This window comes from Streptomyces sp. NPDC090077 (assembly GCF_044747545.1).
In the GTDB taxonomy this organism is placed as follows: Bacteria; Actinomycetota; Actinomycetes; order Streptomycetales; family Streptomycetaceae; genus Streptomyces.
In genome coordinates, this window is the sequence record NZ_JBIVEG010000061.1 from 1 (window position 1) to 11546 (window position 11546).

Annotated in this window: 12 protein-coding genes; 7 read left to right on the forward strand and 5 right to left on the reverse strand. The window is 74.0% G+C overall.

Translation table 11 applies throughout. The features are described from left to right. The first annotated feature begins 291 nt into the window (after nucleotides 1-291). Nucleotides 292-1482: an NAD(P)/FAD-dependent oxidoreductase gene (locus ACIPW5_RS39545; protein WP_401256269.1), complete on the forward strand. Its 1191-nt coding sequence runs from the start codon at nucleotides 292-294 to the stop codon at nucleotides 1480-1482. A gap of 21 nt (nucleotides 1483-1503) precedes the next feature. Further along, the gene (locus ACIPW5_RS39550; RefSeq protein ID WP_401256272.1) at nucleotides 1504-2409 is read left to right on the forward strand and encodes an RNA polymerase sigma-70 factor; all 906 of its coding nucleotides are present in this window, start codon (nucleotides 1504-1506) and stop codon (nucleotides 2407-2409) included. Between the two features lie 49 nt (nucleotides 2410-2458). Here ACIPW5_RS39550 and ACIPW5_RS39555 read toward each other — a convergent pair whose 3' ends face one another. Next, nucleotides 2459-3397, reverse strand: a complete 939-nt coding sequence (locus ACIPW5_RS39555; RefSeq protein WP_401256274.1) for a DUF3027 domain-containing protein — start codon at nucleotides 3395-3397, stop codon at nucleotides 2459-2461. A 360-nt stretch (nucleotides 3398-3757) separates the two neighbouring features. Between ACIPW5_RS39555 and ACIPW5_RS39560 the strand changes: the two genes are divergently transcribed. The 4 genes from ACIPW5_RS39560 (at nucleotide 3758) to ACIPW5_RS39575 (ending at nucleotide 7314) form a co-directional block, all read left to right on the forward strand. Then, nucleotides 3758-5137: an MFS transporter gene (locus ACIPW5_RS39560; RefSeq protein WP_401256277.1), complete on the forward strand. Its 1380-nt coding sequence runs from the start codon at nucleotides 3758-3760 to the stop codon at nucleotides 5135-5137. 90 nt (nucleotides 5138-5227) lie between these two features. Beyond that, on the forward strand, nucleotides 5228-5725 hold the full coding sequence (locus tag ACIPW5_RS39565; RefSeq protein ID WP_401256280.1) for a DUF2771 domain-containing protein: 498 nt from the start codon (nucleotides 5228-5230) through the stop codon (nucleotides 5723-5725). Between the two features lie 16 nt (nucleotides 5726-5741). Beyond that, nucleotides 5742-6476 (forward strand): futalosine hydrolase, encoded by a 735-nt coding sequence (locus ACIPW5_RS39570; protein ID WP_401256283.1) that lies wholly within the window; start codon nucleotides 5742-5744, stop codon nucleotides 6474-6476. Beyond that, nucleotides 6454-7314: a 1,4-dihydroxy-6-naphthoate synthase gene (locus tag ACIPW5_RS39575; RefSeq protein ID WP_401256286.1), complete on the forward strand. Its 861-nt coding sequence runs from the start codon at nucleotides 6454-6456 to the stop codon at nucleotides 7312-7314. Before ACIPW5_RS39570 ends, ACIPW5_RS39575 begins: the two co-directional genes overlap by 23 nt. 63 nt (nucleotides 7315-7377) lie before the next feature. On the opposite strand, the gene ACIPW5_RS39580 is transcribed toward ACIPW5_RS39575, so the two are convergent. Further along, nucleotides 7378-7761 (reverse strand): cold-shock protein, encoded by a 384-nt coding sequence (locus tag ACIPW5_RS39580; protein ID WP_007265584.1) that lies wholly within the window; start codon nucleotides 7759-7761, stop codon nucleotides 7378-7380. A gap of 178 nt (nucleotides 7762-7939) precedes the next feature. Between ACIPW5_RS39580 and ACIPW5_RS39585 the strand changes: the two genes are divergently transcribed. Beyond that, nucleotides 7940-8194 carry a hypothetical protein gene (locus tag ACIPW5_RS39585; RefSeq protein WP_401256289.1) on the forward strand — a complete coding sequence of 85 codons (255 nt, stop codon included), beginning with the start codon at nucleotides 7940-7942 and terminating at the stop codon, nucleotides 8192-8194. Between the two features lie 13 nt (nucleotides 8195-8207). Here the strand turns inward: ACIPW5_RS39585 and ACIPW5_RS39590 are convergent, their stop codons facing one another. The 3 genes from ACIPW5_RS39590 to ACIPW5_RS39600 form a co-directional block, all read right to left on the reverse strand. Then, complete coding sequence (locus ACIPW5_RS39590; RefSeq protein ID WP_401256292.1) at nucleotides 8208-8849, reverse strand: HAD family hydrolase; 642 nt, start codon at nucleotides 8847-8849, stop codon at nucleotides 8208-8210. A 185-nt stretch (nucleotides 8850-9034) separates the two neighbouring features. Then, nucleotides 9035-9520: a hypothetical protein gene (locus ACIPW5_RS39595; RefSeq protein ID WP_401256295.1), complete on the reverse strand. Its 486-nt coding sequence runs from the start codon at nucleotides 9518-9520 to the stop codon at nucleotides 9035-9037. 73 nt (nucleotides 9521-9593) lie between these two features. After that, nucleotides 9594-11114: a hypothetical protein gene (locus ACIPW5_RS39600; protein WP_401256298.1), complete on the reverse strand. Its 1521-nt coding sequence runs from the start codon at nucleotides 11112-11114 to the stop codon at nucleotides 9594-9596. Nucleotides 11115-11546 lie beyond the last annotated feature (432 nt).

Consider the following 11546-nt stretch of genomic DNA (forward strand, 5'->3'; position numbering starts at 1 on the left):
CGTCTCCCAAACCTGTTGCGCGCAACGTCAACGTTTTCTGCGCGCAGTGCACATGACCTGGGACGACGCCCGCTTAAGCTCTGTTCCAGGCCACCGCGCACGGCCGGTCCCGGCCCCGGCCGGGATCCGCTGCGGGTGAGGGGCCCTTGTCGTTCACGGGGGTGACGACAGGGGCCCGTTCCCACCCCGCCCGAAGCGATCCGAAGCGGTCCGAAGTGACCTGCGTCACATCCTGTCACAGTCTCCGGGGGCCCGGTGTCTTGTGTCCGAACCCCAACGGAGGAGGACACGATGAGCGAGAACAACACCAACGTGGTCGTGATCGGCGGCGGTTACGCGGGCGTCATGGCCGCGAACCGGCTGACCCTGCGCGGCGACGTGACGGTCACCCTGGTCAACCCGCGCCCCTCGTTCGTGCACCGCATCCGCCTGCACCAGCTGGCAGCCGGCAACGACACCGCCGTCGTCGCGTACGAGGACGTCCTCGCCGAGGGCGTGCGCCTGGTCGTCGACAGCGTGGACCTCATCGACGCCCCCGCCCGCACCCTCGCCCTCGCCTCGGGCGACCGCCTCGGCTACGACTACCTCGTCTACGCCGTCGGCAGCACCGGCGCGGACCTCCGCGTCCCCGGGGCCGCCGAACACGCCCACCCCATCGCCACCCTCGAAGACGCCCAGCGGCTGCGCCCCGTCCTGGACGCCGCGGCCGACGGGGCCCCCGTCACCGTGGTCGGCGCCGGGCCGACCGGCATCGAGACCGCCGCCGAACTCGCCGGGACCGGACGCCCCGTCACCCTCGTCTGCGGCGGCGCCCTCGGCCCCTACCTGCACACCCGCGGCCGCCGTTCGGTCGCCCGCCGCCTCGCCCGCCTCGGCGTCACCGTCGTCGACGGCCCCGGCAGCACCGTCACCCACGTCACCGCCGACACGGTCCGCCTGGCCGACGGCCGCGAACTGCCCAGCGGCGTCACCGTCTGGACCGCCGGCTTCGCCGTCCCCGACCTCGCCGCCCGCAGCGGGCTGGCCACCGACGCCGCCGGCCGGCTCCTCACCGACGAGACCCTCACCAGCGTCGACGACGACCGCATCCTCGCCGCCGGCGACTCGGCCGCCCCCTCGGGCCTGCCCCTGCGGATGAGCTGCCAGGCCGCGATGCCCCTGGGCGCCCGCGCCGCCGACACCGTCCTGAGCCGCCTCGCCGGGGAGCGCCCCGACACCCTCAACCAGCCCTTCGGCGCCCAGTGCATCAGCCTCGGACGCCACGACGGCATCTTCCAGTTCGCCAAGGCCGACACCGCGATCTGGTTCCACGTGGACGGCAAGCCCGGGGCCAAGCTGAAGGAGACCGTCTGCACGGTCGTCGTCAAGCACCTCGCCGACGAGGCCCGCAAGCCCGGCGGTTACCGTCTCCACCGCGGCTCGGGCGCCGCCACCCGCCAGAAGAAGCTCCAGGCCGCGAACGGACAGACCGCGGCCGCCTGACCCGACCGGGGGACCGACCACATGCACACCGACGACGACCGCACCACCGACGCGGCGACCGAAGCCTTCACGGCCCACCGCAACCTGCTCTTCACCGTCGCCTACGAGATGCTCGGCTCGGCCTCCGACGCCGAGGACGTCCTCCAGGAGACGTGGCTGCGGTGGGTGAAGGTCGACCTCGCCCAGGTCGAGGACCGGCGCGCCTACCTGGTCCGCATCACGACCCGTCAGTCCCTCAACCGGCTGCGGGCGATGAGCCGCCGCAAGGAGTCGTACGTCGGCGAGTGGCTGCCCGAACCCCTGCTCACCGCACCCGACGTGGCGCAGGACGTGGAGCTCGCCGAGAGCGTGTCCATGGCGATGATGCTCGTACTGGAGACGCTCTCCCCGACCGAACGCGCCGTGTTCGTCCTGCGCGAGGCCTTCGACGTCGGCTACGACGAGATCGCCGCGGCCGTCGACAAGACCCCCGCCGCGGTACGGCAGATCGCGCACCGCGCCCGCAAGCACGTCGACGCACGACGCCCCCGCCAGTCCGTCAGCGCGAGCCAGACCCGGGCCGTCATGGAGTCCTTCCGGCGCGCGCTCGACAACGGCGACCTCCAGGGCCTCCTGGACGTGCTCGCCCCCGACGTCGTCCTCGTCGGCGACGGCGGCGGCATCAAGCAGGCGGCGCTGCGCCCCGTCACGGGCGCCGACAAGGTGGGCCGCTTCATCATCGGCGGCGTCGGCAAGAAGGCCGACCGGTTCACCATCACCCCCACCGTGGTCAACGGCAGTCCGGCGCTCCTCGCCCACCTCGACGGCGAACTCGACGGCGTCATGGCCTTCCACGTCGAGGACGGCCGCATCGCGGGCATCTACTTCGTCCGCAACCCCGAGAAGCTGGGCGCCGTCGGGGCCGCGGCCCCGATCACCCTGCGGTGAACCGAGGGCGGGCGCCGTACTCCGGCGGCCCGCCCCTCACCGTCCGCGGCTACGAGTGCCCGAGGTCGGCGGCCGGCAGGTCCGCCTCCGCCGCGGGCACCGAGCCGGTGTCGGGGGCCGGGCGCAGCGGGAACTCGTCCGTCGCCATCGAGTCCAGCACCGGCGGTGCGGGCCGCGGCGGCTTCGGCATGACCGCGGCCTCCGAGTGGCCGCCGCAGCCGTACGACAGGGAGACGAGCCGGCCGTCCGCCGGCCCGAACTCGTTCGCGCAGATGCCGAAGGCCTGGCCCAGCGAGCCGCCGATCGCCACGAGGAACCCGCACGAGACGCACGACGCGGGCGCGGCCTGCGCCATCGGCGTCTTCGCCCCGAAGGACTCGTCCCAGCGGTCGGCCGCCGTGTGCAGCCCGTACCGCGACAGGACGCGGGCGCGGCGCATGCCGAGCTCCTCCGCCACCGCGGTGATGGAGCCGCGCACCGGGACGACCACCCGGTCGGTGACGTCGGCGTCCTCGGCCTCGACCAGTTCGGCCATCTCGGTGGAGACGACCGAGTTCGGCGGCGGCGCGTCCTCCCCGGACCAGCCCGGCTCCAGCCGCAGGTCGTCGGCGTCCGTCGGGAGCAGGTCGCCGGGGCCCATGTCGCCCGGGCGCAGCCGCTCGCTCCACGGCACCCATTCGGGGGCGAGGAGCGCGTCGTCGCCGGGAAGGAGCACCGTTTCGTCGAGGGTGACGTTCTTCGCGCGGGAGGCGCGGGTCACGGTGACGGCCCAGCGCCAGCCGCGGTAGCCCGGCTCCTTGCACTCGAAGAAGTGGGTGACGACCCGGTCGCCCTCCGCTACGGCGGACACGTGCTCGCCCACCACACCGGGGTAGGCGGCCTCCTCGGCCGCCGCACGGGCGAACTCCACCGCCTCGGCGCAGAGGCGGTCCGGGGCGGGCGTACGCGGGGTACGCGGGGTACGGCTTCGCGTCGTCGCAGCACTCACAGGTCTCGTTCTCTCCTACGCCGTCTCACGAGTGCGCCGTCCGTACTGTCGTCCACAACGACCCGTCGGTCTCGTCCGTACGTAGCGCGGGCGGAGCGGACCAGAGGGCCGCGTCGACGTCCGCGCCCCGATCGGCCTCGGGCGCACCCCACTGTGATCCATTCTGCGGGATCACGAAGAGGCGCGCGGCCAAGTGCAACCGCCGGTGGCGCGCTACGCACGCTACCTCCTTCGAAGCCTTCGGCCCACATGCGAGGTCCGATTCGCGGACAACGCACTGCCGCGCAGTCCTCCCCGCGGGCCCCGGAGGGCCTCCCCCAGCCCGCCCGGAACGCGCCGGGAGGGGTCCCGGACGGCCCCGTGGGGCACTATGGCCACGTGGCACCCGCACGGTCGTCCGCAGACGGCTCGGGACCGGCCAGGCGGGCCGGCCGGGCCGTCGGGCGTGCCCTGCACCTCCCCTTCACCGGTACGGCGCGCGGGATCCGGCGCGCCACGCACGCCCACGGGGCGGGCGAGTCGGGACTGGGCCGTCTGATCGAACTCCATGCGATCAACGGCGCCGGAGACGTCATGATCACCGTCGCGCTGGCCTCCACGGTGTTCTTCTCCGTCCCCACCGACGAGGCACGCGGACGGGTGGCCCTCTACCTGGCGATCACCATGGCGCCGTTCACCCTGCTGGCCCCCGTCATCGGCCCCCTGCTGGACCGGCTCCCGCACGGCAGGCGGGCGGCGATGGCCTGCGCCATGCTGACGCGGGCCCTGCTCGCGCTCATGATGTCCGGCGCGGTCGCCACCGGCGGCCTGGAGCTGTACCCGGCCGCACTGGGCGTCCTGGTGGCCTCCAAGGCGTACGGGGTCGTGCGCAGCGCGGTGGTCCCCCGGCTGCTCCCGCCGAAGTTCTCACTCGTCAAGGCGAACTCCCGGGTCACGCTCGCCGGCCTGCTCGCCACCGGCGCGGCGGCACCGGTGGCCGCCGGACTGCACACCATCGGACCCCCCTGGCCGCTGTACGGGGCCTGCGCGATCTTCGTGTGGGGCACCTTCGCGGCGTTCCAGCTCCCGCACAAGGTCGACGACGCCAAGGGCGAGCGCCGCGCCCGGCTCTCCACCCACGAGGCCCACTCCAAGCGCCCGGGACTGCGCACGGTCAGCCGCCCGGTGCTGTGCGGGCTGCTGGCCAACGCGGCGATGCGCGCCCTGTCCGGGTTCCTGATCTTCTTCCTGGCGTTCCTGCTGCGCGAGCAACCGCTCGCCGGGCAGAGCGCCGCCGTGTCGCTGGGCATCGTCGGCGTCGCGGCGGGCATCGGCAACGCCGCCGGGACCGCGGTCGGCGCCTGGCTCCGCGCCAGGGCACCGGAGGCGATCATCGCCGCGGTCCTGTCGGCCACCCTGGCCGTGGCGGTCCTGGCGGCCGTCCTCTTCAGCGGCCTGTTCACGGCCGTCCTGGCCGCGACGGCCGGCTTCTGCCAGGCCCTGGCGAAGCTCTCCCTGGACGCGATGATCCAGCGCGACGTCCCGGAGGCCGTCCGCACCTCGGCCTTCGCCCGCTCGGAGACCCTGCTCCAGGTGGCGTGGGTGCTGGGCGGCGCGATCGGCATCGCCCTGCCGCTCAACGGCGTCCTCGGCATGGCGGTGGCCGCGGCCATGGTGGCCGCCGGCACCGCGATGGCCCTCCGCGGCCTCCTCACGACCCGCCGCCACCCCTCGGCCTCCGCCCGCCCGCGGGTGGCGTGACGGGGCCCCGGACCCCCTCCGCCACGCCCGGCCGGGGCACCGGGACCCCCGTGCGGCGGCGCGGCCCACCGGCCCGATAGCCTTCGGCTCATGACCGCACCGCTTTTCCCGGGTAGGGCCCGCCGCAGCGTCGCGGCCCTCGGAGCCGTGTCCGCCGGCCTCCTCCTCCTGTCCGCCTGCGACAAGCCGACGCCGCTCGCGACGGTGACCGTCGGCAGCTCGTCGGTGTCCGCCGAGTCCGAGAGCAACTGCAGCTCCAACGGCCAGGACCTCTCCATGGACAAGGTCCAGGAGTGCCTGACGGACCCCAAGAACGCCAAGAGCATCGAGTACGGCCGCGGCGACACCCTGCGCCTGGGCGTCGAGCCCGAGATCGTCGAGGACGGCAAGAAGTGGCAGGCGGTCCTCGACGGCCAGCCGATCACCGAGCCCTCCTCGAACACCTACCGCAGCTTCCAGGGCGCCGACGTCTTCGCGACCGGCGGCCAGGGCGAGGCGCCCCAGTCGAAGCTGCTCGGCTTCGTCCAGGTCGGCGAGGACGGCAAGCCCCTCAACGTCTGGTCCTTCAAGCTCCAGCTGAAGAAGTAGCGGCGGGCCCAGCGGCGTGCGCGCGCTGATCGTGACCGCGGTGGCCGCGGAGGCAGACTCCGTGGCCGCCGGTCTCACCCCTCATCCGGACCCGGTCACGCCCGAACCGCGCACGCTCCCCGGGGGCTACCCCGTCACCCGCCGGGACCTGCCCGGCCTCGCCGCCGACGTGCTCGTCGGCGGTGTCGGCCCGGCGGCCGCCGCGGCCGCCACGGCCACCGCGCTCGCGCTGGCCGACTACTCCCTCGTGATCTCCGCCGGCATCGGCGGCGGGTTCGCGCCCGCCGCCCCGCTCGGCTCGCTGGTGGTCGCCGACGCGCTCGTCGCCGCCGACCTGGGGGCCGAGACCCCCGAGGGATTCCTGCCGGTGCAGGAGCTCGGCTTCGGCCGCAGCGTGCACCTGCCGCCCGCCGAGCTCGCCGCCCGCGCCGCCGAGGCCACCGGCGCGCTCCTCGCGCCCGTCCTGACCGTGTCCACCGTCACCGGCACCGCCGCCCGCGCCGCCGCGCTCGCCGCCCGGCACCCGCTGGCCGGGGCCGAGGCGATGGAGGGCTTCGGGGTGGCGGAGGCGGCCGCCGCGCACGGACTGCCCGTGCTGGAGGTCCGCGCCGTGTCGAACGCCGTCGGACCGCGCGACCGGGACGCCTGGCGCATCGGGGACGCGCTGGGCGCCCTCACCGCCGGATTCCGCGCGCTGGGACCCGTACTCGTCACCTGGGGAGAACGCCTTGAGCACCGTGCGCACCGCTGACCCGCTCGCCATCGCCTACTCGCCCTGCCCGAACGACACCTTCGTCTTCGACGCCTGGGCGCACGGGCGCGTCCCGGGCGCGCCCGCCCTCGACGTGACCTTCGCCGACATCGACGTCACCAACGGCATGGCCGAGCGCGGCGAACTGGACGTCCTGAAGGTCTCGTACGCCGTCCTGCCCTGGGTGCTGGAGGAGTACGCGCTGCTGCCCTGCGGCGGGGCCCTGGGCCGCGGCTGCGGCCCGCTCGTCCTCACGCGCGGACCCGGCACGGACCTGTCCGCCGGAACGGTCGCGGTGCCGAGCGAACGCTCCACCGCCTACCTGCTGTTCCGGCTGTGGGCGGCGGACGTGCTCCCGGACGGGGTCGGCAAGGTCGTCGTCCTCCCGTTCAACGAGATCATGCCGGCCGTGCGCGACGGCCGGGTGGACGCCGGACTGGTCATCCACGAGGCCCGGTTCACGTACCGGGACTACGGGCTGCACCGCCTCGCCGACATGGGCGAGCACTGGGAGTCCACCACCGGGCTGCCGATCCCGCTCGGCGCGATCATCGCCAAGCGCTCGCTGGGCGCGGAGAAGCTGCGCGCGCTGGCCGACGCAGCCCGCACGTCGGTGCGGATGGCCTGGGACGACCCGGAGGCCTCGCGGCCGTACGTACGCGCCCACGCGCAGGAGCTGGACCCGGCGGTCGCCGACCAGCACATCGGCCTGTACGTCAACGAGTTCACCGCCGACCTCGGCGACGCCGGGTACGCGGCCGTCCGCGGACTGCTGACCCGGGCCGCCGCCGAGGGCCTGGTCCCGCCCGTCGCGGCGGACGCGCTGAGCTTCCCGTGACGACGCACCGGCGCCCCGCCGCTCACGGGAGCGGCGGGGCGCCGGGTGGGTTTCTCCGTCTTCTCAGACGTCGAGCTGGTCGGCCACCGCGCGCAGCAGGCCGGCGATCTTCGTGCCGTGCGACTTGTCGGGGTAGCGACCGCGCTCCAGCATCGGAGTGATGTTCTCCAGCAGCGTCGTCAGGTCCTGCACGATCGAGGCGAGCTCGTCGGGCTTGCGGCGCTGGGCGGCCGCGACCGAAGGCGCCGGATCCAGCACCGTCACCGAAAGTGCCTGGTCACCGCGCTGTCCCGCGACGACTCCGAATTCCACCCGCTGCCCGGGCTTCAGGGCGTCGACCCCGGCCGGGAGCACCGACGAGTGCACGAAGACGTCGCCGCCGTCGTCACGGGAGAGAAAGCCGAAGCCCTTCTCGCTGTTGAACCACTTGACCTTGCCGGTAGGCACGTCCGTCCTCTGTCCTTGTGCTCGTCGGGTCCCGGTGACCGTCGTGAACGGCTCCGGATAGCAGTACGGCGGGTCCTTCGACCCGCCTTCCTCCAGGCTAATGGTCCAGAAACCGCTGACAAGACGTTCCCCGGTCCTTCCCGGTTCACCGCTTCGGCCAGGGAACTACCCTGGTGGGGTGACTGTTACTCCTCATCCCGACGAAGCGCGGCCCGGCGACGGCCTGATCAAGGCCGGCGGCATCGTCTTCATCGTGGGCGCACTGGCGACCCTGGCGACGATGGCCCCGCTGTTCCTGGACACCGACCCGTTCCCGTCGTACGCGTGGGCCGTGTGCATGCTCATGGGCGTCGGCTTCGCCATCTCCGCGGCCGGCGTGCTGCGGTCCGCCGCCGCACAGCGCAAGGCGGCCCGGGCGTCCCAGGCCGCCTGACCCGCGCCGCCCCTCAGGCGGTGCGGGTGCGCTCGTACTCCGCCAGCCACTGCGGCAGCTCCGTGAGGTCGGTCAGCACCACGTCCGCACCGGCCTCGCGCAGCTCCGACTCCGCACACGGCCCGGTCGGCACCGCGACCGACACCGCGCCGGCCGTCCGGGCGCCGCGCACGTCGCCGATGTGGTCGCCGACGTAGACCTGCGCCCCGTACTCGCGCAGCGCCTTCGCCTTGGCCTCGGCCCAGAGCCAGCCGATGACGGCGTCGGGCTCGATCCCCAGGTGCTCCAGGTGGTGGTGCGCGTTGGGCTCGTTCTTCGCCGTCACGACGATGGCCCGGCCGCCGAGCGCCTGCACGGCCTTGACCGCCTCGCGGGCACCGGGCATGGCCGGCGTCGGCAGGATGGCGTGGTCGACGTACATCTCCCGGTAGAGGTCCCGCATCGCCGGGATCTCCGCCTCGGGGAACCAGTGCGCGAGCTCCTCCTCCAGCGGCGGCCCGAGGCGCGTGATGGCCTCGTCGGCGTTGATGTACGTCCCGGTCTTGGCGGACAGGGCCTCGTAGGCGGCCTTGATGCCGGGGCGGGAGTCGATGAGCGTCATGTCGAGGTCGAAGCCGACGGTGAGCTGCGGGGGGATCGGGCTGCGCGAGGTCATGGCGCCATTGTGCCGAGGCTCCACCGGGGTGCGGAACCGTGGGCGGAGGTTGGCCGACCGACCGCCGTTTTTTGGCGTAATGCCAGCTATGTACCGATTTCCTTGACGGGGAGTTGACGTAGACCTGAACGACGGGCGCCCGGACCCGCGAGAGCGGGTCCGGGCGCCGGGAGGCGGCCGGAACCTCAGTGCTGGACCGCCACGAGGCGGCTGCAGACGATCACGAGGTCGTAGGTGTGCGGCAGCATCGCGTCGGTGTTCACGACGGTCGTCTCCCAGGACTCGCTGACACCCTTGATCGACTTCTGCACGGCGAGCACGGGCGGCGGAGTGCTGAGCGCGTAACCACCGCTGTCGATGAGCCAGCCGGAGTCGCACGCGAGGCTGCCGTTGTGCACGGTGCCGGGCTGGACGGTGAAGGTGATCTCGGAGGTCCGGGACTGGAGCTCGTAGCTGATGCCGCCCTTGTGGTCACCGCAGTGGGCGGAGCGCCGGTCGTCGCGACCGCCGCAGTCCTTGGACTGGCCGGGCGGGTCGACGGCCAGACCGGCGGCGGCGAAGGCCGGTGCCGCCAGGCCGGTCAGGGCCAGCGAGGCGGCGGCCGCCGAGACGAGGACCGCCGGACGGGGAAGCCGGACGCCGGTGCGGCCCGGGGCGCGGTGGAAGTTCAACTCTCTCTCCTTGCAGGGGGGTTGTTCCGGGCCGCCGCGAACGCGGCGGCCCGGACGTGCTCGGGAACCGCGGTCACTGCCGGATGTGGTCCGGCTTCTTGTGGTCGAGCTTCGCGCAGAGCGCGTGGATCTCCGCGACCCACGTACCGGCCGTGGGAGTGGTGGTGCCGGCCGGAAGCGTGTTGCTCACCGAGCCGATCCAGTTCTGGGCGTCGCCCGAGTTGTCCCACAGGAGGTTCAGGTCGGGGCTGCGCAGGGTGACGCCACCGCCGGTGACGAAGTACCCGCGGGGGCAGACGGCCTCGATGGTGACCGTGGTGCCCGCGGGCACCGTGACGGCGTTGACGACCCGCCGCACCTCCAGGTCCGCGCCCTTCTTGTGCCCGGACTCGCCCTTGGGGCCGCGCGGACCCTTGGGACCCCGGTCGCCCTTGTCGCCCTTGTCACCCTTGTCGCCCTTCGCCCCGGCAGGGCCGGCAGGACCCTGGGGGCCCGGCTTCCCCGAACCGGAGGGGCCGGCCGGGCCGGCGGGACCGGCGGGACCCGCAGGGCCGGCGGGACCGGGCGGGCCGCCGATACCGGCCGTCCCCGAAGGACCGGCCGGGCCGGCCGGGCCGGGAGGACCGGCGGTCCCGGCGGGACCCGCAGCACCCGCGGCGCCCGCGGGCCCCTGGTTGCCGGTGTCGCCCTTCTGACCCTGGGCACCGGGGTCGCCCTTGGCGCCCTGGAGGCCGTTGTCGCCGCGCGGCCCGGCGGGACCCACGGGCCCCTGGTTGCCGGTGTCACCCTTCACGCCCTGGGCGCCGGGGTCACCCTTGGGACCCTGGGCGCCGGTGTCACCCTTCGCTCCCGGGGTGCCCGGGGCGCCCGTGTCGCCCTTGGCCCCCTGCGGGCCTTGGGGACCCAGGGGGCCGAGGGGGCCCTGGGGGCCCGTCTGCCCGGGCTTGCCGGAATCGCCCTTCGGACCCTGGGTACCCGTGTCACCCTTCGGACCCTGAGTGCCGGTGTCGCCCTTCGGGCCCGGCGTACCCGTGTCGCCCTTCTGGCCCTGGGCGCCCGTGTCGCCCTTCGGACCCTGCGGGCCCAGGGGACCCTGGGGGCCCGTCTGCCCGGGCTTGCCGGAGTCACCCTTGGGGCCCTGGGCGCCCGTGTCGCCCTTCGGGCCCTGAGTCCCGGTGTCGCCCTTGGGACCCTGGGCGCCCGTGTCGCCCTTCTGGCCCTGGGCACCCGTGTCGCCCTTCGGACCCTGGGCCCCGGTGTCACCCTTCGGGCCCTGCGGACCCGTGTCACCGTCCTTGCCCGGGTGCCCCTTCGGACCCTGCGGTCCTACCGGCCCCGTGTCGCCCTTCTTGCCCGGGTGCCCCTTCGGCCCCTGGGGGCCCGTGTCACCCTTCGGGCCCGGGTGACCCTTGGGGCCCTTGGGGCCCTTCGGCCCCTTCGGACCCCGGTCACCCTTGTCGCCCTTGTCGCCCTTGTCACCCTTGTCACCCTTGTCGCCCTTGGGGCCCTGGGGGCCTGCCGGCCCCGGCTCGCCCTTCGGGCCGCGCGGCCCCCGGCGCGGCTTGCATTCCTTGTCGCTCCCGTCCTCACCCACGCACGGGTTACCGCGGAAGTCGTTCGCCTGATGCGGCGGAACCATGACCCGTGACCCGGCGGCCGAAGCCGCCACGGCCGGAGCGCCTCCTGCGCCCAGAGCCAGCGCTGCCAGGGCTCCGCACACCAGCCACGCGCCGCCCGAGCGCACCCTCGCCTTACGACGAGCATCCATACCGCACTGCTCCTTGTCGCCTGAGGATCTCACCAGAGATCCAATTGCGACTTTTCTACGCAAAACGGACATTGAACATTCACGTTCCGCGCCACTTTCACCCCCCGCGCCGACGGCGTGTCGCGGGGTGCGCTCAGCCACCCCTTGGCCGGACGGACATGCGGGCCCCCTGCTCGCCTCGACCATCCGGCGCATCGCCAACTGCTGGCCTGCGAACGGCAACCGGAGGCCGACGGGGCCCGGCGGGCGGCACCCGGC

Excerpts from the sequence above, each read along its gene's own strand:
- ACIPW5_RS39545 (WP_401256269.1), top strand. The coding sequence starts at position 292 with ATGAGCGAGAACAACACCAACGTGGTCGTGATCGGCGGCGGTTACGCG.
- ACIPW5_RS39550 (WP_401256272.1), top strand. The coding sequence starts at position 1,504 with ATGCACACCGACGACGACCGCACCACCGACGCGGCGACCGAAGCCTTC.
- ACIPW5_RS39565 (WP_401256280.1), top strand. The coding sequence starts at position 5,228 with ATGACCGCACCGCTTTTCCCGGGTAGGGCCCGCCGCAGCGTCGCGGCC.
- ACIPW5_RS39590 (WP_401256292.1), bottom strand. The coding sequence starts at position 8,849 with ATGACCTCGCGCAGCCCGATCCCCCCGCAGCTCACCGTCGGCTTCGAC.